Annotated in this window: 21 protein-coding genes and 1 pseudogene; 15 read left to right on the top strand and 7 right to left on the bottom strand. The window is 38.7% G+C overall.

The window, feature by feature from the left end:
* Positions 1-71: 71 nt before the first annotated feature.
* A complete protein-coding gene (locus tag AC1M86_RS08515; protein WP_481607749.1) occupies positions 72-1,154 on the top strand; it encodes a zinc-dependent alcohol dehydrogenase family protein in 1,083 nt (360 codons plus the stop codon).
* 82 nt (positions 1,155-1,236) lie between these two features.
* Here the strand turns inward: AC1M86_RS08515 and AC1M86_RS08510 are convergent, their stop codons facing one another.
* Positions 1,237-2,214 (bottom strand): DUF4238 domain-containing protein, encoded by a 978-nt coding sequence (locus tag AC1M86_RS08510; RefSeq protein ID WP_481591606.1) that lies wholly within the window; start codon positions 2,212-2,214, stop codon positions 1,237-1,239.
* Positions 2,215-2,274: 60 nt separating this feature from the next.
* Positions 2,275-4,332, bottom strand: coding sequence for a methionine--tRNA ligase (gene metG, locus AC1M86_RS08505; RefSeq protein ID WP_481607748.1), 2,058 nt, complete (start codon positions 4,330-4,332; stop codon positions 2,275-2,277).
* A 120-nt stretch (positions 4,333-4,452) separates the two neighbouring features.
* Between metG and AC1M86_RS08500 the strand changes: the two genes are divergently transcribed.
* The 3 genes from AC1M86_RS08500 to AC1M86_RS08490 all read left to right on the top strand — a co-directional run bounded on the left by AC1M86_RS08500 (position 4,453) and on the right by AC1M86_RS08490 (position 6,995).
* Positions 4,453-5,697, top strand: a complete 1,245-nt coding sequence (locus AC1M86_RS08500; protein ID WP_481607747.1) for a PDDEXK family nuclease — start codon at positions 4,453-4,455, stop codon at positions 5,695-5,697.
* Positions 5,690-6,496 carry a hypothetical protein gene (locus tag AC1M86_RS08495; protein WP_481607746.1) on the top strand — a complete coding sequence of 269 codons (807 nt, stop codon included), beginning with the start codon at positions 5,690-5,692 and terminating at the stop codon, positions 6,494-6,496. Before AC1M86_RS08500 ends, AC1M86_RS08495 begins: the two co-directional genes overlap by 8 nt.
* A gap of 148 nt (positions 6,497-6,644) precedes the next feature.
* A complete protein-coding gene (locus tag AC1M86_RS08490) occupies positions 6,645-6,995 on the top strand; it encodes a hypothetical protein (protein ID WP_481589081.1) in 351 nt (116 codons plus the stop codon).
* Between the two features lie 39 nt (positions 6,996-7,034).
* Here the strand turns inward: AC1M86_RS08490 and AC1M86_RS08485 are convergent, their stop codons facing one another.
* Positions 7,035-7,313, bottom strand: coding sequence for a hypothetical protein (locus tag AC1M86_RS08485; RefSeq protein ID WP_481607745.1), 279 nt, complete (start codon positions 7,311-7,313; stop codon positions 7,035-7,037).
* 376 nt (positions 7,314-7,689) lie between these two features.
* Here AC1M86_RS08485 and apbC point away from each other — a divergent pair, with 376 nt between their 5' ends.
* The 8 genes and pseudogenes from apbC to AC1M86_RS08445 all read left to right on the top strand — a co-directional run bounded on the left by apbC (position 7,690) and on the right by AC1M86_RS08445 (position 16,732).
* On the top strand, positions 7,690-8,973 hold the full coding sequence (gene apbC, locus AC1M86_RS08480) for an iron-sulfur cluster carrier protein ApbC (RefSeq protein WP_481607744.1): 1,284 nt from the start codon (positions 7,690-7,692) through the stop codon (positions 8,971-8,973).
* A gap of 143 nt (positions 8,974-9,116) precedes the next feature.
* Positions 9,117-9,272, top strand: a complete 156-nt coding sequence (locus AC1M86_RS08475) for a hypothetical protein (RefSeq protein WP_155756999.1) — start codon at positions 9,117-9,119, stop codon at positions 9,270-9,272.
* Positions 9,273-9,544: 272 nt separating this feature from the next.
* On the top strand, positions 9,545-10,138 hold the full coding sequence (locus AC1M86_RS08470; RefSeq protein ID WP_180028060.1) for a LysE family translocator: 594 nt from the start codon (positions 9,545-9,547) through the stop codon (positions 10,136-10,138).
* 114 nt (positions 10,139-10,252) lie between these two features.
* Positions 10,253-10,822, top strand: coding sequence for a dCTP deaminase (gene dcd / locus AC1M86_RS08465; RefSeq protein WP_004694514.1), 570 nt, complete (start codon positions 10,253-10,255; stop codon positions 10,820-10,822).
* Between the two features lie 218 nt (positions 10,823-11,040).
* Positions 11,041-12,450, top strand: a pseudogene (locus AC1M86_RS08460) (hypothetical protein); the annotation flags it as partial.
* Between the two features lie 106 nt (positions 12,451-12,556).
* Positions 12,557-13,246 (top strand): hypothetical protein, encoded by a 690-nt coding sequence (locus AC1M86_RS08455; RefSeq protein WP_481607743.1) that lies wholly within the window; start codon positions 12,557-12,559, stop codon positions 13,244-13,246.
* 25 nt (positions 13,247-13,271) lie between these two features.
* Positions 13,272-15,740: a DUF6160 family protein gene (locus AC1M86_RS08450; RefSeq protein WP_481607742.1), complete on the top strand. Its 2,469-nt coding sequence runs from the start codon at positions 13,272-13,274 to the stop codon at positions 15,738-15,740.
* A gap of 32 nt (positions 15,741-15,772) precedes the next feature.
* Positions 15,773-16,732, top strand: coding sequence for a DUF6160 family protein (locus AC1M86_RS08445; protein ID WP_481607741.1), 960 nt, complete (start codon positions 15,773-15,775; stop codon positions 16,730-16,732).
* 36 nt (positions 16,733-16,768) lie between these two features.
* Here the strand turns inward: AC1M86_RS08445 and AC1M86_RS08440 are convergent, their stop codons facing one another.
* The 4 genes from AC1M86_RS08440 to AC1M86_RS08425 form a co-directional block, all read right to left on the bottom strand.
* On the bottom strand, positions 16,769-18,484 hold the full coding sequence (locus AC1M86_RS08440; RefSeq protein WP_481607740.1) for a proline--tRNA ligase: 1,716 nt from the start codon (positions 18,482-18,484) through the stop codon (positions 16,769-16,771).
* Positions 18,485-18,578: 94 nt separating this feature from the next.
* A complete protein-coding gene (locus tag AC1M86_RS08435; protein ID WP_481607739.1) occupies positions 18,579-21,683 on the bottom strand; it encodes an efflux RND transporter permease subunit in 3,105 nt (1,034 codons plus the stop codon).
* A 15-nt stretch (positions 21,684-21,698) separates the two neighbouring features.
* Positions 21,699-22,820 carry an efflux RND transporter periplasmic adaptor subunit gene (locus AC1M86_RS08430; protein WP_481607738.1) on the bottom strand — a complete coding sequence of 374 codons (1,122 nt, stop codon included), beginning with the start codon at positions 22,818-22,820 and terminating at the stop codon, positions 21,699-21,701.
* 34 nt (positions 22,821-22,854) lie between these two features.
* A complete protein-coding gene (locus AC1M86_RS08425; RefSeq protein WP_481607737.1) occupies positions 22,855-23,499 on the bottom strand; it encodes a hypothetical protein in 645 nt (214 codons plus the stop codon).
* Positions 23,500-23,775: 276 nt separating this feature from the next.
* Here AC1M86_RS08425 and pilG point away from each other — a divergent pair, with 276 nt between their 5' ends.
* The 3 genes from pilG to AC1M86_RS08410 are packed head-to-tail and all read left to right on the top strand — an operon-like array spanning position 23,776 to position 25,106.
* A complete protein-coding gene (pilG, locus tag AC1M86_RS08420) occupies positions 23,776-24,162 on the top strand; it encodes a twitching motility response regulator PilG (RefSeq protein WP_035269072.1) in 387 nt (128 codons plus the stop codon).
* An 18-nt stretch (positions 24,163-24,180) separates the two neighbouring features.
* Complete coding sequence (locus AC1M86_RS08415) at positions 24,181-24,555, top strand: response regulator (RefSeq protein WP_035269071.1); 375 nt, start codon at positions 24,181-24,183, stop codon at positions 24,553-24,555.
* Positions 24,552-25,106 carry a chemotaxis protein CheW gene (locus tag AC1M86_RS08410; RefSeq protein ID WP_481607736.1) on the top strand — a complete coding sequence of 185 codons (555 nt, stop codon included), beginning with the start codon at positions 24,552-24,554 and terminating at the stop codon, positions 25,104-25,106. Before AC1M86_RS08415 ends, AC1M86_RS08410 begins: the two co-directional genes overlap by 4 nt.
* The last annotated feature ends 195 nt before the right edge of the window (positions 25,107-25,301 follow it).

Raw genomic sequence — 25,301 nt, 5'->3', positions numbered from 1 at the left:
TAGCACACAAGCGGGACGAACTCATGGCTAGATAGAAACTTAATTGGTGAAATGAAAATAAGGAAATAAAAATGTCAACCATGCGTGCAGTTGTCTATTATGGTGAAAATGATATTCGTTTTGAAGAGCGTCCAAAACCACAAGTGATTGATCCCACAGATGCTGTAATTAAAATTGTGAAAACCACGATTTGTGGGACAGATCTAGGGATTTGGAAAGGTAAAAACCCTGAAATTGAAGAAACTGCAAAACAAAAAACAGGCAGTTTTAATGGTCGTATTTTAGGGCACGAAGGCATTGGTATTGTTGAAGAGGTAGGCAGTGCTGTAAAAAACTTTAAAAAAGGTGACCGTGTCATTATCTCTTGTGTCAGCCGTTGTGGTACCTGTGAAAATTGCCAAAAGCAGTTATATGCTCATTGCCGTAATGAAGGCGGTTGGATTATGGGTTATATGATTGACGGTACACATGCTGAATATGTGCGTACCCCATTTGCCGATACCTCACTTTACCCACTGCCTGAAGGCTTAAACGAAGAAGTTGCAGTTTTCCTTTCTGATGTATTGCCAACAGCACATGAAATTGGTGTGCAATATGGTGATGTAAAACCAGGTGATGTGATTGCAATTGTCGGTACAGGTCCAATTGGTATGGGTTGCTTGTTAACCTCACAGTTCTATTCACCTTCGCAAATTATTGCAGTCGATATGGACGATAATCGCCTTGCTTTAGCTAAAGAACTAGGTGCAACGCACACCATTAACTCAGGTAAAGAAGATGCTGTGAAACGTATTTTAGAGTTGACGAATGGCCGTGGTGTGGACTGTGCAATGGAAGCAGTAGGCATCGAGCCGACTTGGAATATTTGTCAAAATATTGTGAAAGAAGGCGGGCATATTGCCAACGTGGGTGTGCATGGTAAGCCAGTGAATTTTGAGCTGAATAAACTGTGGATTAAGAATCTCACCATTACTACAGGTTTAGTGAATGCCAACACCACAGGGATGCTATTAAAGAGCTGTTGTTCGGGTAAGTTGCCTTTAGAAAAGCTTGCAACGCATCATTTTAAATTTGATGATTTTGAAAAAGCGTATGATGTGTTTAAACATGCTGCTGATGAAAATGCCATGAAAGTAATGATTGAAGTGGCTTAATTACTTCTAAAATTTAGTAAAAGGCTTCTTCGGAAGTCTTTTTTATTATTCTAGATGATTGCACAGCTCGCCAAAATCTTATCTATATAAAGTCCTTTTCAGTTATAGCATAAAGATATCTATTACAGTGTCGTTTAATAAGGTTGTTAACCCAATAAATCTTATTAGTATCAGAGGTTTCCTCTATAAAAACTAATTTATTAATTACATTTTCTTCAGGGTAGTTTTCTAATTCTTTTGAAATATAATCTCTTATTTGGTCACTGTAGGAATTTTCTTTGAGTATCAAATAAATATGTGGTGAAATAGGAAAAATACATTCAAACTCCTTATTATTAAAATGATCGAGCTTATAATTTATACATGGATTATCTGAAGTGATAATATTTATTTCTGTACAATTTTTAACTATATGAAGAGTATTTAAATCTTTGAGTAAAGATAAATGTAATTTTTCATTTATGATTAAGGATACATATATAGAAATGGTATACATTTCCTCATATGTTAAATCAGGATGATATTTCTTAAATTCAAAATGAGCCTTATCTAGCACCTTTCGAGTTCTAAGAAATTGTAGTGTCATATAAAATAATAACTCTTGATATTCTTTCTTATCTATATGAAGGTTCTCAGATTGAATAATTTTTGTGATGATAGGTGATGCCTTACTTTCAAAATATGAAAAATATTCTTCGATAATATTTGTTTGAAACTCTTTTATGATTTCATTCGTTTCACCATCTGTTCTAATTTTTTCATTAGGATAAATGTTCTTAACTATCTCCCATTTTAATAAAATCCGATTTATAGATTTAATAACTTTTTTATAAATTGTTGTGTTATGTGCATCTAGTATTTCTACAATATTTTCTAAAGCCCTTATAGCTTCGTAACTTAAAGGTCTAATTCTATAAAAGAATTTACTATAAGCTGTAGCATTAGTTTTGACTAGAAATGGCTTTGATTTCAAATCACAGGCAAAGATTCTATCTTGATCTTTACTCCAAGCCTTTAAATAAAATTGGCTAACATAGTGTTGTTTTTTCTTTAAATTCATAATTTCAAAATTAAAAAGCCCCACTAAAATATAGCAGGGCTCTTTATAAGTATATATATGTTAAGACACTTTATCACCCGGTTTAGCACCAGATTCAGGTGAAATCACCCAAACGCCGTCGCCATTACCCGCAGCGAGTACCATACCGTTAGAAATACCAAAACGCATCTTACGTGGTGCAAGGTTTGCCACCATCACCACCAATTTGCCTTTTAAGTCTTCAGGGTTATAGAACTCACGAATACCGCTAAACACGTTACGTGGTTCAGCTTCACCAACATTTAAAGTGAGTTGTAAAAGTTTATCCGAACCTTCAACGTGAGCTGCTTCTAAAACTTCAGCCACACGTAGGTCAACTTTCATAAAGTCTTCGATACCGATAATTTCAGCTTCACCTACTCTCGGCTCAGCTTTCTTCTCTTTGGCTTTCTCTTTTTTCTTTTCAGCTTTTGGTGCTTCCGCAGGTGCAGCTAAAGAATCTTTAGATGCATCGACCATTGCAGCCACAGCTTTTGGATCTACACGTTGCATTAATGGTTGGAACAATGCGATTTCATGTGCAACCAAAACTTGCTTACGAGATTCAAAGTTGAAGCTGTCTAATTGTAAGAATGCTTGAACTTGATCTGCCAAAGTTGGAAGTACAGGTGCAAGGTACACCGCCAATTGACGGAATAGGTTAATACCGACAGAACATACGTCATGAACTTGTTGTTCTTCGCCCTCAATTTTCGCAAGTGCCCAAGGCTTTTTCTCATCGATGTATTGGTTGGCTTTATCCGCAAGCGCCATGATTTCACGGATTGCAGTTGAGAATTCACGTGATTCGTATGCTTGCGCAATTGAATCACCAGCATCAATAAAGCTTTGAACCAACTCAGGCTCTGCACAAGTCGCAGACAATTTATTGTCAAATTTCGTGTTAATGAATTTCGCACAACGACTTGCGATGTTCACCACTTTACCAACAAGGTCAGAATTCACTTTTTGAACGAAATCATCAAGGTTTAAGTCAGAATCTTCAACTTTGTCAGAAAGTTTAGACGCAAAGTAGTAACGTAAATATTCAGGGTTTAAATGCTCTAAATACGTTTCCGCTTTAATGAACGTACCACGAGATTTAGACATCTTCTGACCATTTACAGTCAAGAAACCGTTTACGAATAGGCTTGTCGGTGTACGGTAGTTGGCACCTTCAAGCATTGCAGGCCAGAACAATGCGTGGAAATACACGATGTCTTTACCAATGAAGTGATACACCTCATTTTTAGAATCTTTTTTCCAATAGTCATCAAAGCTTAAGTCAGGACGTTTAGTTTTGATGTAATTTTCAAAGCTCGACATATAGCCGATTGGCGCATCCACCCAAACATAGAAGTATTTGTTTGGAGCATCAGGGATTTCAAAACCGAAGTAAGGCGCATCACGAGAAATATCCCAATCCGACAAACCTGCTTCAAACCATTCATCTAACTTGTTGGCAATCGACACAGGTAAACGACCTTCGTCACGTGTCCATTTTTGTAGGTATTCACCAAAGTTAGGTAGTTTAAAGAAGTAATGATCTGAAGATTTCTCGACAGGAGTCGCACCGCTTAAAGTCGATTTTGGATTGAGTAATTCAGTTGCGTTGTAGGTTGTGCCGCAGACTTCGCATGAGTCGCCGTATTGATCTTCCGCTTTACATTTCGGGCAGGTGCCTTTAATAAAACGGTCTGATAAGAACATGCCTTTTTCAGGGTCAAACAATTGCGTTACAGGGCGCACCGCAATATTGCCTGCTTCACGGTTCTTAATATAAATCTCAGAAGCGCGAGCTTGGTTTTCAGCGCTGTTGGTTGAATCGTAATGATCGAAATCAACCTTGAAGCCGGCAAAGTCACGCTCATGTTCTTTTTGTACATTGGCAATTTGCTGTTCTGGAGTAATACCGTTGGCTTCAGCACGTAGCATAATTGCTGTGCCGTGAGCATCGTCCGCGCAGACATAAGTCACGTTATGACCCATTGCACGCATCGCACGTACCCAAATATCTGCTTGGATATAACCGAGTAAGTGACCCATATGGATCGGGCCATTGGCGTATGGAAGGGCGTTAGTGACTAAGATATTACGCACGGATATGACTCTCTCATTCGTATATTATGCAAGGTGCATGATTTTACCTGATGCGCGAGGGAATACAAAGTAAAGGTTTATGCTAACCTTAAATAGAAATAGTTAATCAATAGAAATTATATGAGCATATTTTCTTTAAAAAATGGACAGTTAAATCAAGTTGCTACTACTAATTTCGCTAGTGAGTCGATCCTAGAACGTCAAGATTTACAGAAAGCAATACAACAAAATATTAGTGTGGTAGCACCAAATTGCTTAATTTTGGCAGAAGAATATGCTGAATGGGATTCTTCACGTAAACGAATAGATCTACTAGCAATTGATCAGCAAGCAAATTTAGTAATTATTGAACTAAAACGTACAGATTCTGGTGATCATATGGAGCTACAAGCTCTCCGTTATGCTTCAATGATTTCGACTATGACACTTGAACATGCAGTAGATGTTTATCGAAATTATAAACATAAAAATGGTGATATTGATTTGACAAAGGAAGAAGCACTAGCAGATTTGGAAAACTTCGTAGAAATTGAATTAGATGAAACTAATTTTGGCAATGATGTTCGAATAGTTTTAGTTTCGGCTGACTTTTCCAAAGAATTGACTACATCTGTTATTTGGTTGAATGAACGTGATCTTGATATAACATGTGTAAGAATGAAGCCATACAAATTTGAAGATAATATTTTATTAGATATTCAACAAGTTATACCTTTACCAGAGGCAAAAGATTATCAGGTTAAAGCACAGAAAAAAGCTGAAGAAAGAAGAGAAAAACAGAAAAGTATAGCTGTAAGAGATAATTCAAGATATTTATTTAATGGTAAAGAATTAAATAAGCGGAAATTAGTATTAGAAATCATACATGAACATATTAAAAATAAAGGCATAACATCATATAGACAGCTTTTAGAGGAATTTCCCCAAGATCTAAGGAAAGGAAAGAAACTTTTTCGAGAGTTCAATGATGCATTTACAAATGAATCTTCAAGATATTTCATGAACGAATACGAAGTTCTTAATTTGGAAGAAGGAAAATTTGTAATTTCTAATCAGTGGGGGATTGGTAATATTCAATCTATTTTAGATAAAGCCGATTCTTTGGGATATGAAATAAATATCATCAATGAAAATGCTGTAATAGTTCAAGAGGTATTTTATCAAGACTATTGTATTCAAAAATTTTCCAATAAAACGATTACTATCCTTAAAAACAAAGTTATACAGACGCCAGTGAAGCCGATTTTAATAAATTTAGCGAGAGAAATTAATATAAATACAAAAAACAGTAGAGGTAATGATAAAAATACAAGAACATTAGGGGCTGATATCCTCGAAAAATTGAGTGAAATGAAAAATGTATGAGTTGGAAGATGATTTAGAGTTCAATCAACCTGTAAAACGCATCAAATCGAATGTGCAGGGCTTACCAACTCTGGGTAAGCAAATTCTTAATCAGGCACAGGATTATCTTGATCAAATCTCACAAGGCGAACATACACTTTTAGTCAATCATTTACGTGAACTTGCCCAGCAAGATGAATATTTTAATGTGCTTGCCGATCAGTTGGATCAACCTGTCGGTTCGAAAGTTGCCAATGATGCGTTAAACCTGATGCACTTTTGGCAACAAATTCATGCTTATGAAGATGTGCAAAGTTTTAACTTACTTGATGTTATTAACAAGGAAGCTTTTCAAAAAGATGTGTTGACCGCTTTCGATGCTATGCAGATCGATGAGCAGAATAAAGCCTTGCGTCGTCCTGTGATTATCGAAGCTTTTAAAATGTATAAACTCGGCTGTTATGCAGGTTGTGTGCCTTTACTCTATGCACAGTTGGAAGGGCTGTTGACAGATGTACTGATTCAACAAGCATTCTTAAAACAAAACGGCACCAAGTTTGTCGATGTCTACAAAATTGTGCCAGGTCTAAAAGGCAATGAAATTAAGAGCCTTTGGCATAAATCCAAGATTGCCATTGAGCTTAATCCATACTTTGCAGAACTCGCGGCTTATAAAATGGATTCAAGCTCGAATGTGACTGCGACACGTCATAATATTTTGCATGGCACGGATGTCGAGCATTTCACACAAGCACGAAGCTTTATTTTATTTATTTGGTTGTTTTCTGCATTGAACTTTATGTCGAGTATTCGCTCCTAAATTCATCATTTTCAAATCAAAAGTTACAGCGTAGTGTTATTCTACATCATCATGTGAGAAATTGTAGTGATTCGAAACATTTACGATGAGCACTGCAAATCTTCGATATAACTAAGATTCACTATCAAAGCGATAAAGAGGATTGAAGATGTCGAATAATAAAATTGATGACTTAAAAAACAAAGCTTCAGAACTCGGCGATGATCTGAAATTGAAGGCGAAAGAAGCTGAGCTGAAAGGCGAGAAAGCATTGGATCAAGTGAAGCATGGTGCAGCAGAAGCCAAGCTTGAAGGTGAAAAAAAACTGAATGATCTTAAACATGATACGCAGCAAAATTCTTCTGAAGCGCATTCAACTTTAGATGATTTAAAACATAAAGCGGTAGATTTAAAAGAGCAAGCAGCAGATAAATTGCATGAACTGAAAGATCAAGCGAGTGAAAAATTTGCGGATCTTAAAGCAAAAGCATCAGAGAAAATTGATCAACTGAAAAAGTAAATTGATCACAAAAAAGCTCATCATCAGATGAGCTTTTTTTTAATTTTTTCTAATCCATTCGATTTTTCTAATTTCATTATTCACCACAGTAAAGGTGTAAATCAGATCATGAAATTCGTAGGTATAGCTATAAGCCGTAAAACGATTTTTTCCTTCTTTCCATTCATAATGTTGTGTTGAAGTCGGCGTCTGCTTCATGTGTGAGCTTAATTTTGCATAAGAGTCACCTAAGCTGATGATTTGTCCTGAAGGAGTACGAAAATTTCGGGATTCATTGGCGGCATAGCCTAAAATTGGTAGAAGGAGCATTGTGCTCATTAAGGCAGTTATTGAGCATGTTTTTAATTTAAGTTTCAGATTTCTTTGTTTTAAAGACATATCGAAGTGTTATCTTGGTTTTATATTCTTTTCAATTTTAATTTGAAAAATTCTCTATTGTGTTGCTATTTGTTGAAAGCATGAATCACTTGCAACATGAATCAAGGCGTTTAACAGTGAAATCAAGTTTATAGAGTGTATCAATGACAGCATTCGCAATACGCCAATAAAAATAATAAAAAAGCTGACTAATTTAGTTGGAATTCGACTAACATATTTCTAATCAAACGGGGATCAATATATTGTTGCTTAACCTTGTTGATATTTCTCGTTAAACTATTCCTTTATCAGTTTCTGTCCAGACTTGGAGTACGGTATGTCGTGGCTTTCTTCACTCAAATCTGTTTTTTCACCCTCAAAGGAGGTGAATGAAGAGGCTGTACAACACGTATTACAACACTACGTTTTGCCGAATTCTGACAATTTTTTGAAAGATCGAATCACACAGGTCAATGTTGAAGGTGATGTACTGCAAATTACCATTAATACCGTGCCAAGTGAAAAAGATCAGTTACAGCAAATTCACGATGAACTCGCTGATGCTTTGGAAAAGTGTGGGATTAAAGAGCTGAATATGCATGTCATTCAGCAGAAAACAGGAAGTCATGCTCAACAACAAGGTGGTTGTGGGCACAACCATGCAGCAGGTGAAAGCTGTTCAAGCAAAAAAGACGAAGCCCCAAAATCCAATCTGCCTCCTGTTGTAGATGCATCTGCAAGCCAAGATGCGGTAAAACAAGCGAATGCGAATTACCAACCTCAACAAGAAGAAGCCCCGATTCAAAAAGCTGCACCACAGCAACGTGATGTACCTAAGCATCCACGTATCCAGAACGTGATTTTAGTTTCGTCAGGTAAGGGTGGTGTAGGGAAATCAACCACTACGGTAAATTTAGCTCTGGCATTACAAAAGCTCGGGCTGAAAGTAGGTGTGTTGGATGCAGATATCTATGGTCCAAGTATCCCAACGATGCTTGGCAATGCCGGTAAAACCCCAATGATCGAGGCAGAACATTTTGTACCGTTGGATGCTTTTGGTATGGCGGTGTTGTCGATTGGTCATCTGACAGGAGATCACAATACTCCTGTGGCTTGGCGTGGTCCAAAAGCAACAGGCGCATTGATGCAACTGTTCAACCAAACCCTTTGGCCTGATCTTGATGTATTAATGATCGACATGCCACCAGGAACAGGGGATATTCAATTAACTCTGGCACAACGTATTCCAGTGACCGGTGCAGTGATCGTGACGACACCACAAAATGTCGCATTGATGGATGCGACCAAAGGTATTGAATTGTTTAACCGTGTTCAAATTCCTGTGATGGGCGTGGTGGAAAATATGTCGACACATATTTGTTCAAACTGTGGCCATGAAGAGCAAATCTTTGGTACTGGTGGTGGCGATAAGTTATCGGAACAATACGATATTCCATTACTTGGACGTTTACCATTGAATGCGAAAATCCGAGAGCATGCCGATGAAGGTAAACCATCTGTATTGATTGGTGATGATGCAGCAGATAGTTATATTGAAATTGCACAGAAGATTGCAGCTGCATTGCCTAAAGCTGAAAGAGATCAAAGTCGGATTTTCTAACTATTTGAAAAGACTCAATGTTAAACCTGTCTAAGTCTTACTTAGGCAGGTTTTTTTGTTGACCGTTCGTCGTTTTAGGATTATTTACTCTAATTTTTCTACCTAAAATATTTTGTGAAATTTCACGTTATATGGGTATAGAAATGCGTTCAATCACTGCAATGAAGATGGTTATGATTTCTCTCATTCTGTCAACGACAGCTTCTGCTGCTATTATTCCTTATGTTGATTATCCTAAAGAATTCCAAAAGAAATCTTTAAATATTCAGGTTCAAGAAGCTGAACAACAGTCAAATTAATACTTGAACTTAGCATCACAGCGTGAATGGACTGTGATGCTGAATTTCATCGATGAAGAACGTGCTATAAGCATTTTTGCAAGAGTGCATCATGTTTTTCGTTTCGATTACATTGTGTGACTTCAGAGTTATAATTTAAATGACAAACTAACCTGATGAAAAATATTACAAAAAAAATTGTGTTTCATTCTTGAGAAATTTTCACACAAATAATATTTTGCCAATTGAAATAATCCTGATTAATCTGAGCGCATTATCAGCGAGGTCATCCTATGATTTCATGGCTCTTTATTGCGTTGGTTACCACGATTTTATTCACACCCGGACCAACCAATACTTTACTTGCATCTTCAGGCATACAGGTAGGTATTAAAAAGTCATTTCGCTTAATACCCGCGGAAGCATTAGGCTATCTTATTGCCATCACTGCATGGGGATTTTTAATTGGTCGTGTCACCACTCATTTGCCAATTTTGCCAGTGATATTAAAATTATTTAGTTCATTCTATATTATCTATCTGGCCATCAAATTATGGCGCACTGCCAACGTAGAACATCAGTTGAATCAGCCCACCATCAAAGCTTCTGAATTATTCTGTGCAACTTTACTCAATCCTAAAGCTTTGCTTTTTGCCTCGGCTATTTTCCCTGCAATTGTTTGGGTGAGTGTAGATTATTATATTGCGCACATGTTGATGTTTATTTTATTGATCCTACCCATCGCTTTTATTTGGACACTCATTGGGTCGCTGTTAGCCAATAATAAAATTAAGTGGGTAAACCAGTCCAATATGCAAAAAACAGCATCCTTAGTCCTGATGAGTTTCTCAATTCCAATGAGTTATTCTGCATTGTTAAGTCTTTAAGATGATTCACCGCAGCAGACTGAACAGGAATACAAATCGTGGGTTATTTCCATTGACGGGGTTTTCAGTTAAAGTACAGCGCAGTAATTGAATATGTATTCTGGGAATAAATAAATGGCTATTAAGTCTGATCGTTGGATTCGCGAAATGAGCGAAAAACACGGCATGATTGAACCGTATGCAGAAAACCAAGTTCGTTTAGATGAAAATGGTCAAAAACTCATTTCATATGGCGTTTCAAGCTATGGTTATGATGTTCGTTGTGCGCGTGAGTTCAAAGTGTTCACAAACGTTCACTCTGCTATTGTTGACCCAAAAAATTTCGATGATAAAAGTTTTATCGATATCGAAGCTGACGTGTGTATTATTCCACCTAACTCATTTGCGCTTGCTCGTACAGTAGAATACTTCCGTATCCCACGTAATGTCTTGACGGTGTGTTTAGGTAAATCAACCTATGCGCGTTGCGGTATTATTGTAAACGTGACGCCACTTGAGCCTGAGTGGGAAGGTCATGTGACCTTGGAATTTTCAAATACAACCAATTTACCTGCACGTATTTATGCTGGTGAAGGTGTTGCTCAAATGCTGTTCTTTGAGTCTGATGAAGTGTGCGAAACATCTTATAAAGATCGTGGTGGAAAATATCAAGGTCAAACAGGTGTAACTTTACCTAAAACCTAAGTATTGAATTGTAAGACTTCATGCAAAAAGCAAACTCAATGAGTTTGCTTTTTTTATAAGTATTTGAAAAATTGAATTTATTCATTTATCGGAAAAAATGCCAACCCAATCTCAATTTTTTGCAAATTCTACTTCATTTATATACTATAAACTGTGATGTAATCTTAATATTAAAAGAGAAGCATGGAATTCTTCTCTGAACAATTAAAAATATAAATATGGTGCAAGGCATCGTATACGGGAAGGTCGAGATGGCACTTAATTATACGAACATATTTAATCAGACTTTACTTGCAAGTTTAATGACGCTTACTACGGTTTCGGTCTATGCATTGCAGCCTCTTTCGGATGAAAATTTAAGCGCGACGACTGGTGAGGGTGTCGCCATGATTCCTCAAGATGCTTATTTTGTTTTTCAAGGGGAAAATTCAACTGCGGCAGATTTAATGAATCGCCAAAAAGATACCGGATATATTCATCTCATTCCAGTGGGGCCTTTAACGGATGCGGCATTGGATACCAATAAAAATGGAACAGTAGGGTCAGAAGATCATTCCGTGGGTAAGGCTGATTTGTTCGTGTATGGTCTCGCATTATCTAAATCTGATAATAATCACAATACGCGCTTAGCTGCGACAGATAAAGATGCACGTATAGGATCATGGGGAACAGCAACCAATCCATGGCTACTTCGAGTCGGTACTGAAACTCAGGTTCCAAATTTTGATTTAAATAAAACATGTATAAGTAATGATCCTAGCTGTCAGGTTCCATTCTTGACGCTTGAAGCTCCATTAATGGACACAGTTCGTCCTACGGATGCAGCCAATGGTCTTGATGCTTACAAATTGAAGATGGCCATGTGGGCGGATGCTTTTGTGCTTGATCCTTCTCGTAAAGAAGGGGATCCACTACTTTACCAATTGGGTGAAAAAGCAGGAACGAGTAATGCGGATCGTGCTAATCGACTACGTTTACAGGCCATTTGGAATAATTTTTCCATTAATGGAAGTAATATAAAAATCTTTCAAACTTTAAATGGTGCAAGTAACCAAGCAGGCATGAGTGCATTTTATAACAACACCTTGGGTGTTGCTGGACTTGTGCGTTTGAACTCAGGTGATGGTCAAAATCTGACGACGGGGAATAAAACAGCCAATATTCTTAGACTGAGTACGCGTGAAACATCAGACACTCCTAATTTACAATCCCCTGCCATCAACAATACTCTGGCACCAGTATTTGATGCCAATGAGGGTATCTTTATTCATAATTTGAATGCCAATATCGTATTGGGTTCACTCTATCAGCCTTTGATTCTAGGCTCTGATGGTAAAAACTTTAGTTTGGAACTCACGCGTATTCCAAATAAACCTGAAATTTATAAAAAAATATACACAGATTATAGCAATCCAAACTCGACAGAATATGCGGGCTCAACCTGTAACTTTTATAAATGTGGTAACAATGGTTTGAATGGCTATCAAGGGACGAATGCAACACATAGCAGTATCACTATTGGAAGTACTTCTTATAACGCTGCGAATAATACTTTAAGTGCTTATAAAGGATCAGATGCAGTAGGTATAAGTTTTGGTGCAGTCAATCCAATTCCCCAAACGCCTAATGCCGCATTGCCAGCATCAAATTTTAAAAATATGGGTTCTGCGGTCATTGATGGTGTTCTTATTCAGCATATGAAAATCACCACAAAAGGATTATAGGAGAGCATTCATGAAAAATTCAATAGTCGCTGTCCTATTCAGTGTTATAGCATCAATGACTTATGCACTTGAGCCCATGTCAGATGAAGCTTTAAAAAATGTTGAAGGACAAGCTGGAGCTGATCTCTCATTAAAACTTTCTTTAAACCAAAAGTTAGTGACTGAGAATAATGTTCAACGTTATGTGTTTGATGATGCATTGTGTAAGGATGTGGAATATTGTCGTCTCGCGCTTGCTGTCAATAATCGCTATATCAAAGATGGTCAAGCAAGTAGTACAGATGGTTTTAAATTATGGCTTGTTTTTAAAGGGATTCAGGGCACTCTAAATATTCAAAAGATTGGCTTGGATGGTGTGGATCTCAGCTATAAAAATGATTCTGGTACTGATCAGCTTAAAGCAGCGATGCAACTGAGCTTTGATGCATCTAAACCAATTCAAATTCGTAATTTTGGTTTTGATGCTTTGGCTTTTGGTCAGGATAAATTTACCAGTAATGCCACCGCTGAGGGTGTAGGAACAAGTCCTGCTGACTATGGTTACTTGCAAGTGACACGTTATGATTCATCTAATGCTCCTCGTTCTGCATATGACCATGGGCGAGAAACTGGTTTTATGGGTTTAAAAATGAATGGTAATTTAGCTGTTCAGGGTAAAGTCATGATGTTTGGTTGTGACGGCAGTCACCAGCGTTGTTGAAATTAAACATGCATAAGGAAATGTGATGAACAATAAAAAATACAATCACAGCTCATTGCTGGTTATGAATGCATTAAGCCTGAGTATCTTGCTTGCAAGTGGTCATGCCATGGCTTTAGAAGTGATGCATGACGAAGCTTTGCGAAGCGTAAATGGTCAAGATGGTGTGCATATCTCGACAACATTGACTGAAGCCAACATGGATCAGGTCTATTGGCAAGATCAAGCTGGTCGTGGCAGTAGTGGAGCAACCAATAATACATTGCAGGCAACAGCAGATAATGTCTCTATTCGAAAAAGTAATGTCTCTAATCAAACATTAGGGGCAGATATTAAAATTAATGCTGGAAGCAATGCGAACCAAGCAGGGTTAGACTTCAATGCCAGTGTGACACCTGCTTTAGTGACCATGAATAATCTCAGAATTTGTGATAATGAGAGTTCAAGCAGTTGTAGTTTTTCAATGGGTCAATTGGCTTTACAAACTACTTCGAATACTGATTTATCACTTAGAACGATTCACGGATTATTCAGCAAAGAGAATCTTAGCGAAATCGCACTAGGGATTAAAAATGCCAATATCTATTTAGGGCAGACTGACGCACGAAACCAACTCAACCAACTTGTTTTAAACAACTTCAATTTCAACTTCAAAGCACGTGGTGCCATGTTTGTGGATGAAGTTGAGGGATTGAGAATGCAGTCGAATACACGTACAGGGCCGACAGATAATGTTGCCGGTATGAGTAGTACGCCTAATGATAATTTGGGTTATGTGGATTTAAACCGTGTTGCAAATTCGGCTTCAAAAAAAGCAGGATTTATTAACACAGGAACCTATGGCAATGGTAAGTCAGGTGCTGAGGGTGAAACAACAAACTCAGGTCTAAATATTGAAGTAATGTTGAATAAGAACGTGAGTTCAAATGACCCATATGCTTTAAATAGCAATACGAATAATCCTCAAGGAGCTAAAGGTCTCATACGTGTAGGTGCCAGCGGGCGAATGGTCAATTCATCGTTGCAATTTCGTGGTACAAAAGGCAATGAAAGTGTTCTAGGAAATGCCAATAGTCCAACGGCTTCATCTAGTAATAGTGTAATTGGTGATTCTGGAATCGGATTCCGTATGAAAGCTGACTTTACCAAAGACAATGATTCAATGCTCGGAAGTGATGGACAAGCAACGACTTTAGAAATTGGTGGGGCAGGTCTAAATGCATACGGTTTTGAGTTTAGTAACTTAACAGGGTTAAGACCAAATACTCGAGCATCTTTTGACAGTGGTAATGTGTATCTCAATTTAGCCGATACAAAAACACTGCGCTTACCTGAAAACGAAGTGTTCCAAAAAAGTCGTTTTGGTAACGGAAGTTATTTAACCTTAGCAACTGATTATCAGCACCAAATTCATAATGCAGTAACAGGTGATAATCCATACAGCTTGATTGCTGCGATTCGTGGTGCTGAATTTCAGTCTATTTCCCGCCGTGGACGTTTTACCAATAGTGCAGGAACACCAGCAGCTAACTTGTTTGCAAATACAAATGTTAAAAATGAGTGGGGTTTGGCACTGCCTTTTTATAATCTAAATGCCAATCTTGCTCTATATGGAACATCAGTTCGTGCAGATCAAGCTTTTTATTACACTTTAGCAGGCTCCGATGTTGTTAAAAACATGATTGCTACAACGGGTAATACCTCAAGAATTGGTTTGTCTTTTGCAATGAGTACCTCTGGGGTAGACCGAGCTAATGGTCAAGCGCTAGGTAACAAAACCACGTCAATTTTAGTGGTTGATGGAGGTAAGGTAGGCAGTGGAGATACGGCAACATCAACAGATTACTATATGGGTTTACGTAATATTGATCTGTACGCGAAGGGTACAGGAAATATGGGCGTAGAAAATGGTAGTGTAAATGTCAGCTTGCGCGATATGTTGATTGTTCTATCAACAGAAGTTGCTGCGGGATATCTGCCAGGTACCATTTATAAAACCTGTAAATTAAATAGTGGAGCAGCAGGATGTGCTACGCGAAGTTCATCTCCAGACAACAATTTTGCTTTAGCTGATGATGTGATGTTTGTCGTTAAATCACGTCTTGGTGGTGATGTTAATTTTTCTTTAATTCCGAATAATGCTGCTGAAGATGGTCAGAACTTAACTTTTGTAGGTGAATTAGAATTGAAAGGTGACAATAACACCTTCCAAATTACCGATCCTCATAATGGTTCAACACTTGGTTTAGACCGTTTGACAGGTAAAATTGCATTTAATAATGCATTGGTTGTTAGTAAAGATCAAAATGGTGCGGGACAATTTGGTGTGAATGCTGCCTTGATGTTCAATCCTCAAAAGACAACTTCGGGTGTTTTTAGAGCAAGAGACATCAACTTCTATCCTCCAACTGTAGGTGCTGGCGCTCGTTTAGGCGAATTGGCTATTACTGGCGGTCGCTTGAATAGTGAATTGCGCATTACACCTCGAAATTAATAAGTAAATATGGAAAGTTGAGGGATAGACTCATGAATATGTTAAAAACAAAACGATTCAGTTTGCTTATTTTGACCACTGCGGTGGGATTCCCGTGTTTTGCTATGCAACCATTAGATGATCAGTCTCTTTCATCTACTACTGGTCAAGATGGGATCAGCATTGGTATTGGAATGGATAAGATCGAGTTCACACAGGCGGCGATCATTGATCAAGACGGAATTAAAGATCCAATATTAGGAAAAAATTATTCACAAGCTGCTGGCTTAGTGGTCGCAGGTCCAACTGGTAATCCAATTCAGGTTCAATTTTTAGGTCATACCCCTGGTTCGTCTACAATCAATGCAAAAATTGATACAGACGGAGGCAATGGCACGCCATTTGCCAATATAGGTATCACTTTTGCGGAGCAAATTACAGGGTTTAAATTGAGTCCATTCGCACTTTATATCGCCAGCAGTAATCAGGTGTCTAGTGCTACACAAACTAAATCGATTTATAATGATCTGAAGCAATTGGTGCCTGGTGTCGCTAAAATTTTAGAAATAGGCAGTGCTGATAGAAACTTTGAAATTACATTAAATCAATCCCAACGTCCTCAGATCAATGTTCAATTAGGCAATGTGCCACAAGGCTACATGGTCCAGTTTGGAGGCGCAATACAATCAATCTGTGGCACAGGCTCAGGCTGTCCTATTGCATTCGTATCTGGTAATTCTTCTGCAAAATTCGATTTTCAGGCTAAAGCTACTGATCAAAACAATGGCTTTTCATTATCTGGTTTCCATGCAGGTGTTGCACCTTTAGGTATTTACATCGGAAATACAGGACAATCTAGTAAAATGAATGTTGGTCTCAACAATGTGATCTTGGGACGTGAGGGGGCGAGTAGTCCGACGGTCTTTAATGGTTTAGCGAATGGCTCAATGGGGAGCTTTGGGGCTATTGGTACATCTGTGAAAGATTTGAAAGTGAATATCAACGGTCTATAAAAAATCCCGCGAATAGCGGGATTTTTTATGCTCAAATTATTGGGCGATTTTAGCGAGTATTTCTTCTTTACTCAGGTTGCTTGATTCAGTATCAGAACGACCTTTGTACTCAAAAGTACCAGCATCTAAACCTTTTTCACCGATAACAATACGGTGCGGAATACCTGTAATTTCGATATCGGAGAATTTAACGCCTGGTCGTTCATCACGGTCATCTAAAAGCACGTCATAACCAGCAGCTTGAAGTTCTGTATAAAGTGCTTCAGCAGCCTCTACAGTACGAGGTGATTTATGAGCATTCATCGGAACGATTGCGACATGGAAAGGTGCAATAGCAGCAGGCCAAATAATTCCTTTTTCATCGTAATTTTGTTCAATGGCAGCCGCGACTACGCGAGTCACCCCAATTCCATAACAACCCATTGTTACAGTGAATGGTTTACCATCCTTACCTAATACTTTGCAGCCCAGAGCTTCAGAGTATTTTTGACCTAATTGGAAAATATGACCAACTTCAATACCACGTTTAATTTGAAGTACACCTTTACCATCTGGAGATGGATCACCCTCAACAACATTGCGAAGATCATAAACTTCAGTGAATTGAGCATCACGCTCCCAGTTCACACCCGTCGCATGTTTGTTTGCTTCGTTTGCACCTGCAACAAAATCAGACAAAACTGATGCTGCTCGGTCAACGATGACATTAATCCCTTTTTCGACTAAACCTTGAGGACCAACAAAACCAGCGGTTAAGCCTAAAGCACTCAGTTGTTCTTCAGTTGCAAATGCAAGTGGTGATGCAATCAGCGGATGTTTCTCAGCTTTGATTTCGTTTAGCTCATGGTCACCACGAAGGAACAGTGCCACGACAGGCGCAGTTTTACCTTCTTCAGCGACTCCTTGTACCAACAAAGCTTTGACAGACTGTTTTGCATCAGTACCTAAGAAAGCGGATACATCGGCTATAGTTTTTTGATTTGGTGTTTCAACAATTTTTAATTCTTGAGTTGGTGCAGCACGCTCACCTACAAGAATCGCTTCAGCCATTTCAATATTGGCTGCATAATCTGATTCAGTTGAGAATGCAATATCATCTTCACCGCTAGATGCCAATACATGGAATTCATGCGAACCTGAACCGCCAATTGAACCTGTATCCGCCTGAACTGGACGGAAGTCTAAACCTAAACGAGTAAAAATACGGCAATAGGCATCGTACATCGTGTCGTAAGTTTCTTGTAATGAGGCTTGATCTGCATGGAATGAGTAGGCATCTTTCATCACGAATTCACGAGAGCGCATAACGCCAAAACGAGGACGCACTTCATCACGGAATTTAGTTTGAACTTGGTAGAAATTAGCGGGTAATTGTTTATAACTTTTGAGTTCGTTACGTGCTAAATCAGTAATGACTTCTTCATGTGTAGGACCGAGAACAAACGGGTTGTTGTGACGGTCATTAAAGCGTAAAAGTTCTGGACCATATTGCACATAGCGACCAGATTCTTCCCATAAACTTGCTGGTTGGGTCACAGGCATCAATACTTGTAGTGAACCAGCACGGTCCATTTCTTCGCGAACAATCGCTTCGACTTTATTTAACACACGTACGCCCATTGGCAACCAAGAATATAATCCTGAAGCCAATTTACGAATCATACCCGCACGAAGCATCAGCTGATGAGAGATTACTTCAGCATCACTTGGGGTTTCTCTTAACGTTGCAAATAAAAAGCGACTCGCGCGCATGGAATTTGTCCTAATAATGAGCGTTAAAGCATAAGATTATACGATAAAAAATGAGGTGAGCATTTTGAATGACACCTCATGACAATTCTCTACATTATGACATGAATTTTCGTGTTTGACGTACCATAAAATTCTTAAAGTCATCTAAGTAAGTAAAGATAACGGGAACGACAACTAAGGTCAGCAGGGTAGAGGTAATGACGCCCCCAATGACAGCATGCGCCATCGGAGCACTTTGTTCACCTCCTTCACCCAAGCCTAATGCCAATGGCACCATACCCATGACCATCGCACTCGTGGTCATCAAAATGGGTCTAAGTCGTGTTTTACCTGCAGCAATAATGGCATCAAAACGTGTCTGACCGCGATCAATAGCTTTCTTAATAAAGTCAATGAGGAGAATCGCATTCTTGGTTACTAATCCCATTAACATGATGATGCCAATAATGGAAAATAAATTCATTGTTGAGTTAAATAAGAATAATGCAAGGAATACCCCGACCAATGACAATGGTAATGAGGCCATGATCGCCGCAGGATGAATAAAACTATTGAATTGAGAGCCTAAAACAATATAGATAAATACAATAGAAAGTGTAACAGCTGTAACAGCGTACCCAATCGATTCTTCCATATCTGCGTTTGCACCTTGTGTTTCAAAACCATAGCCGGCAGGCATCTCGAAGTTATCTTGTAATGCTTTAATATCTCGACCAATATCACCTGCAGGTCGACCTGAAGTATTGGCTTCAACCATGACTTCACGTGCTAAATCACGACGGTTGATTTGAGATGCACCATAACTTTCTTGTGTGCTTGTTACGCTTGAGAGCGGAACCAAGATCGGTTGATTATTCGCATCCACTTTTTGCGATTTTAAATATAAATTATTGATGTCACTTGGAAGCGTACGTTGATCTTCAGAGAGGCGCAAATTGACATCATAGGTTTCACCTTTTTCGTCTTTCCACGTCGTTACATCATCACCAGCAAGGAGAGGGCGGATCACATTGGCAATTTGGCTGACTGATAATCCTAAATCGTTTGCAAGTACACGATTTACATGCACTTCAAGGGTAGGTTTAGGCTCTTTGAGCGAGCTTTCTAAATCGACGACACCATCAATTTTTGCCATTTCCACCATGAAGCGATCAGAAATTTTTTGTAATTCATCTAGCTCAGGCCCTTTGATGGAAATCATGACAGGCTTTTGACCACCAGACACAGTTTCATCCGCTGAAGCTATAGAGGTGAGGGTAATACCCGCCACGGTTTGTAGTCGATCACGAAACTCATTGGTTAAATCAGTCAGTGTCTGAGAGCGCTCTTGGCGAGGACTTAAACTGACTCGGATGCTTACGTGGTTTTTCCCGCGATCAGTCACCCCATTAATAACGCCGTACGTTCCTTTAACCTCTGGATGCTGTCGAATAATAGATTCAACTTGTTTTAACTTTGCCTGAGAGTATTCGAGTGAAGCATCTACGGGCGTTTCAAATTTGATCCGAATTTCACCTTTATCTGGAACTGGTACAAACTCTGTTCCCACCATTTTTGATAGCGCGAGCGCGCCAAACAGTGAAGCAACAGCAACGACAATTGTTATAAAGCGGAATCTTAGAGCCAGTTTTAGCAGCTTCTCGTACACTTCATTTAATGAATCAAGTTTATTTGAGATCCCATTGAAGAAGCGTTTCAATGCGCTCGGTTTTTTATTTGGATGATGACGTTCAGCCCAGTGAGCTGAGAGCATTGGATCGAGCGTAAAACTGACAAACATTGAGATCAGTACGGCGGTACTCACTGTCACGCCAAATTGGTAGAAGAAACGACCGATAATACCGCCCATGAATGCAACTGGTAAGAACACCGCAACAATAGTCAAAGTGGTTGCGAGAACTGCCAGCCCAATTTCTTTGGTTCCATCTAAAGCAGCAGTCACATGATCTTTCCCCATATCAGCATGGCGGACAATATTTTCACGTACCACAATTGCATCATCAATAAGAAGACCAATACTTAAAGACAGGGCAAGAAGAGTCATCATATTGATGGTAAAACCAAAAGCCCAAATGAACGTTAATGTACCAAGTAAGGCGATTGGCAGGGTAAGGCCTGTAATAATCGTCGATCTAAATGAACCTAAAAACAGTAGAACGATGATAACCGCAAGTACACCACCTTCAATAATTGTACGGGCAACATCACCAATACTTGCTCGTATGCCTCGAGATGTATCGACAACTACTTTCAATGTTGTCCCTTTCGGGAGTTGTTGTTCTATACGGTTTAGTGTTTTATAAGCCGCATCTACAACATCAATTACATTTGAATCAGAGCTTCTGAGAATATCCAACGCGACAGCATTTTGACCGTTAATGAAGGCACTCGACTCGAGTTCAGCTTGGCTGTCGTAAATTTCAGCTACTTGTTTTAAGTAGATTGGCGTGCCATTTTTACTCGCGACGATGAGATCCCCAAAGGATTGGGGATGAATTACTCTTGATTTAATTTCAACGACCAGCTCTGAATTTGACTGTTTGAGTGTGCCCCCAGGGACTTCAATGTTTTCGCCTTTTAGTGTGTTAATGACTTGATCAACGCCAACACCAAGACTTTGTAATTTTTGTGGATTAACTTCAATACGAATTTGACGCTGCGAGTCACCTAGCAGGTTAACTGTACCTACCCCACGAACAGTTCTCAATTGAGGAACAATTTTTTGATCTAAATAAGAGCTGAGCTCTCGGAGTGACATATTCTCAGACTCAAATACCACCGACATGATGGCACCTGCTGAAGGGTCATAGCGCTCAACAATAGGATCAGTAATTTCATCACGAAATTCAGCTGTCACTGGCGCAATTTTGTCTCGAATATCTTGAGCTGCAACGGTTGAAGGAACATCCAAATTAAACTCAGTGATAATTGTAGAGAGTCCTTCACTCGACTGCGATATCACTTGTTTAACACCTGAAATTGTATTGATCTGATCTTCCATCTTTTTGGTAATTTCAGATTCAACAGTTTCAGGAGAAGCACCTGGGTAAGTGGTATACACGACCACAAATGGGAAATCGACATCAGGGAATTCTTCAACTCCCATTCGTTGCCATGATGATAAGCCCAATACCATCAGGCATAGCATCATCATGATCGTAAAGACAGGATATTTCACACTGATTCGAGTTAACCACATAGTTCAGATCCTGTCTTACTTTGAAGCAATTGAGACTGTTTTATTTAAGTCATCATTATTAAACTTAATTCTACTGATGTAATCCGTTGGCTGAAGACCACTGATCATTGCAATATTCTCGTTGGGTTGTCGATCTAGAATTCGAATATTGGCTTTCTGAATTTTCTGATCACGGATGATCCACAGATAAGGTTTGCCATCTGCATCTTGAATAGTATCAAGCGGAACTTTTTGCCCCTGAATTTGTTTGTCATCTAAAATGAAACCTTCGACAAAAGCACCAATACTCAGTGAATTGATTGATTCATTCGGTTGAGCAAAAAACTCAACCTGACGACTGATTTGATCGGCCATTGGGGAAATGCGTGTTAACTTGGCAGCATAATTTTGGGTAGTCCCTTGAATTTTATATTCAATATTGTTTCCAATGTTGAGCGCATGTTGAGATTCGACAGGGAGTTTTGCTTGAATCTCTAATTTTTGTGGATCTACGATTTCAAATAGTGTTTGACCCATTGAAACGGTTTGACCAGGTTCAACTTGACGTTTGGTAATCACGCCAGAAATGGGGCTACGAATTAATCCATCAGCATCGGCTTTCAGTGCGATATCCACATTTGCTTGCTGAGCTCGTACAGTTTCGAGTTGAGCTTTATGCTCAACTTGACTTTGTTCATATTCAACCTTAGAAACAAATCCTTGATCATAAAGTCGTTTTTTTCGAGTGACCATATTTGCAGCTTGTTGTGCCTGCGCTTGTGCAGAAGCAAGATTAGCGCGAGCTTGTGCGAGTCGGGCTGCATTATCTTGATTATTTAAACGTACCAAGACTTGTCCTTTACTCACCCTTTCACCGACTTGTACAGAGACTTGACTAGCAGTGGCAGTCACTTGCGCTTGAATTGTACTTTGATTCACAGCGCGTATGGTGCCTGTGAAAGCAAATTTCAGATTTGAGACCCCATTTTCAACTTTGACTAAGTCCTGTTGTATTAATTCAATTTTTTGAGGGGTAGATGAGGTTGGCTGTACAATTTCGTCATTTTTTTGACAAGCGGCTAAAAGACAACTCGTACACAGCGTTCCTAATACGAGATATTTCTTAAACTGACTGCTGTGTCGAGTCGCATTCGGCATGTGATAATTCCTTTCCATTCAGACAAACTCTTCTTTATTCAAGAGTTTTTAAGCGCTTGATAATACTGTCGTATTGTGACTGAGTATTTCGATAGTTTGTTTGTAAAGATTCAATATTTTTTTGGATATTACTCATATTCTGCGCATTATAAGTGATTCGATCTTGTAAGTTTTTAGGGACAGGATTCCCTTTTTTGATATAGGTCTGTTCCTGCTTTTTAAACAATATTCGATCTTGCTCCAGTTGTTGGTACTGTTGTTTTTGAAAGGTGATTTGTTTGTTGATGTTTTTCAACATATCATCACGTTTGTTCGCAGCCACTTTACTAGAACCATAAGCACGTTTTAAGCGTAGATCTTGTTCATGTTGTTTGGCTTGTTGCGTACGTACAGCACTTTGTTGCTGTTCTTTATCGGCATCATAAGGTCGATTTTTTTTAATCACTTGCATATTACGGTCAAGTGCTTCATAACCGTGACGAATATGCTCGGGTGTTACCGAGCTACTAATATTAGCTACGCCATTTTTATCATAATAACGATACCAAGACGGTTTGGTCACTGTGGTATTAGCAATTGCTTCACTGATACATAAACCAAATGTCATCATGATCACTAAGAATGTTTTATGATGAAGATGCTTTAACCCAATTCTTGATTTGTGCGAAAGATTAAACATTGGAATTGGCCCCCGTGATATCAATTCAATTTTTTAATTTTTGCTTTTAATAACAAGCATTTTATGAGGTTTTGGTAAATTTATAAATATAAACCGTTAAATAATTTACGCTTAATCTGATTCACCCTTAAATTCTATGAAGCTTTGTGACACAATCTCTCCGCGAGTACTCAACTGCATTGAAAATCAATGTAATGTTATGTTAGAAAATAATGGTTATTCTCTAAATTAAGCGTTTCATTTTTCTTTAAATCTCATCTCAGGAAGGATCATTCAATGGATGATAATCTGCAAAATATTAAAGTGATGGTCATTGATGATTCAAAAACGATTCGTCGGACCGCAGAAACTTTATTACAGCGTGAAGGATATGACGTTGTAACTGCAGTAGATGGATTTGAAGCATTATCTAAAATTGCTGAAACTCGACCTGATATTATTTTTGTAGATATTATGATGCCGCGTTTAGATGGGTATCAAACGTGCGCATTGTTAAAAAACTCACAAAATTTCCAACATATTCCAGTGGTCATGTTATCCAGTAAAGATGGTATGTTTGATCAGGCAAAAGGACGAGTTGTTGGATCTGATGAATACCTCACGAAACCATTCAGTAAAGATGAGCTATTGAATGCGATTCGTAAACTTGTCGCTTCACGTTAAGTACTGGGAAAATAAAATATGACACGTATCTTAGTGGTAGATGACTCTCCAACAGAAATGTTTAGATTTAAAGAAATTCTGTCCAAAAATGGCTATGAAGTGCTAGAAGCAACCAATGGTGCAGATGGTGTTACCTTAGCGCAAGCAGAGCAACCAGATCTTGTACTTATGGATGTGGTGATGCCTGGTGTGAATGGATTTCAAGCAACTCGGCAAATTGCAAGAGCTGATGTAACGAAGCATATTCCAGTTGTCATTGTCAGTACCAAAGATCAGGATACGGATCGAATTTGGGGCAAAAGACAAGGCGCTGTCGACTACCTGATCAAACCTGTAGATGAATCAAGATTACTTGATGTCATTCAGCAATATTTAAATACAGGCACAGCATGATCACTCAAGATGAAAGTGATCAACAACACTGGTTAACGCAAGCCAGTAATGCTAAGTCGGCTCAAGCAAATGAGTACCGTGATGTGCAAAATCAGGACCTCTGGTCTGGTGTATGTTTTAAAGTTGAGCAGCAGCAATTTATTACCCCACTTGGTGATATTGCGGAGGTTAGCCCTTTACTGAGCATTACCTCATTACCACTTACGCCGCCGTGGTATTTAGGTTTGGCGAATTTGCGAGGTCGAGTACTGTCCGTATTAGATCTAAAGCAATTTGCTTTGAGTAAATCAACACAATTACACGCTAATGTGAAAATTTTATGTTTTAACGTGGGGCAAGACTGTGTTGGATTGCTTGTGGATGAAGTCCTTGGTGTAAAACATTATAAGAATAATACCTATAGCACCAGTTCGGATTTGATCGCAGAACCATATAGATCGTTTTGCCAAGGTTATTTTCTCGATCATTCAACACCTGTAGCTGTGCTGATGATGAGTCTGCTATATGAGCATGATCGTCTAAAGCACATGTTCACATCAAATTCAATTTAATGTGTAGTCAGCAATAGTTTTTTGGGGGAGCTGAGTGAGTTTACGGTTAAAAAAGACCAGTCGGAATGTGAATGATTCAGATTCCAACACACAGGGATGGAAAGCTTCACTTAAGTTAAAACTTGAACAGTTTTCAGAGCTGTTTGGGCAATCTGCCCAAACGAAGTCTTATTTAATCATGGCTATTATTAGCCT

The sequence above is a fragment of the Acinetobacter sp. ANC_7654 genome, assembly GCF_056779855.1.
The sequence above is the reverse complement of the archived record's forward strand: the minus strand, read 5'-3'. Positions and strand labels throughout refer to the sequence as shown.

Bases quoted from the DNA above. Each gene is read 5' to 3' on its own strand.
- AC1M86_RS08495 (WP_481607746.1), top strand. From the start codon at position 5,690: ATGTATGAGTTGGAAGATGATTTAGAGTTCAATCAACCTGTAAAACGC.
- AC1M86_RS08430 (WP_481607738.1), bottom strand. From the start codon at position 22,820: ATGCCGAATGCGACTCGACACAGCAGTCAGTTTAAGAAATATCTCGTA.
- AC1M86_RS08510 (WP_481591606.1), bottom strand. From the start codon at position 2,214: ATGAATTTAAAGAAAAAACAACACTATGTTAGCCAATTTTATTTAAAG.
- AC1M86_RS08485 (WP_481607745.1), bottom strand. From the start codon at position 7,313: ATGAGCACAATGCTCCTTCTACCAATTTTAGGCTATGCCGCCAATGAA.
- AC1M86_RS08450 (WP_481607742.1), top strand. From the start codon at position 13,272: ATGAACAATAAAAAATACAATCACAGCTCATTGCTGGTTATGAATGCA.
- AC1M86_RS08515 (WP_481607749.1), top strand. From the start codon at position 72: ATGTCAACCATGCGTGCAGTTGTCTATTATGGTGAAAATGATATTCGT.
- AC1M86_RS08475 (WP_155756999.1), top strand. From the start codon at position 9,117: ATGCGTTCAATCACTGCAATGAAGATGGTTATGATTTCTCTCATTCTG.
- AC1M86_RS08455 (WP_481607743.1), top strand. From the start codon at position 12,557: ATGAAAAATTCAATAGTCGCTGTCCTATTCAGTGTTATAGCATCAATG.
- AC1M86_RS08410 (WP_481607736.1), top strand. From the start codon at position 24,552: ATGATCACTCAAGATGAAAGTGATCAACAACACTGGTTAACGCAAGCC.
- AC1M86_RS08415 (WP_035269071.1), top strand. From the start codon at position 24,181: ATGACACGTATCTTAGTGGTAGATGACTCTCCAACAGAAATGTTTAGA.
- AC1M86_RS08435 (WP_481607739.1), bottom strand. From the start codon at position 21,683: ATGTGGTTAACTCGAATCAGTGTGAAATATCCTGTCTTTACGATCATG.
- AC1M86_RS08470 (WP_180028060.1), top strand. From the start codon at position 9,545: ATGATTTCATGGCTCTTTATTGCGTTGGTTACCACGATTTTATTCACA.
- pilG (WP_035269072.1), top strand. From the start codon at position 23,776: ATGGATGATAATCTGCAAAATATTAAAGTGATGGTCATTGATGATTCA.
- AC1M86_RS08425 (WP_481607737.1), bottom strand. From the start codon at position 23,499: ATGTTTAATCTTTCGCACAAATCAAGAATTGGGTTAAAGCATCTTCAT.
- AC1M86_RS08500 (WP_481607747.1), top strand. From the start codon at position 4,453: ATGAGCATATTTTCTTTAAAAAATGGACAGTTAAATCAAGTTGCTACT.
- AC1M86_RS08490 (WP_481589081.1), top strand. From the start codon at position 6,645: ATGTCGAATAATAAAATTGATGACTTAAAAAACAAAGCTTCAGAACTC.
- AC1M86_RS08440 (WP_481607740.1), bottom strand. From the start codon at position 18,484: ATGCGCGCGAGTCGCTTTTTATTTGCAACGTTAAGAGAAACCCCAAGT.
- AC1M86_RS08445 (WP_481607741.1), top strand. From the start codon at position 15,773: ATGAATATGTTAAAAACAAAACGATTCAGTTTGCTTATTTTGACCACT.
- dcd (WP_004694514.1), top strand. From the start codon at position 10,253: ATGGCTATTAAGTCTGATCGTTGGATTCGCGAAATGAGCGAAAAACAC.
- apbC (WP_481607744.1), top strand. From the start codon at position 7,690: ATGTCGTGGCTTTCTTCACTCAAATCTGTTTTTTCACCCTCAAAGGAG.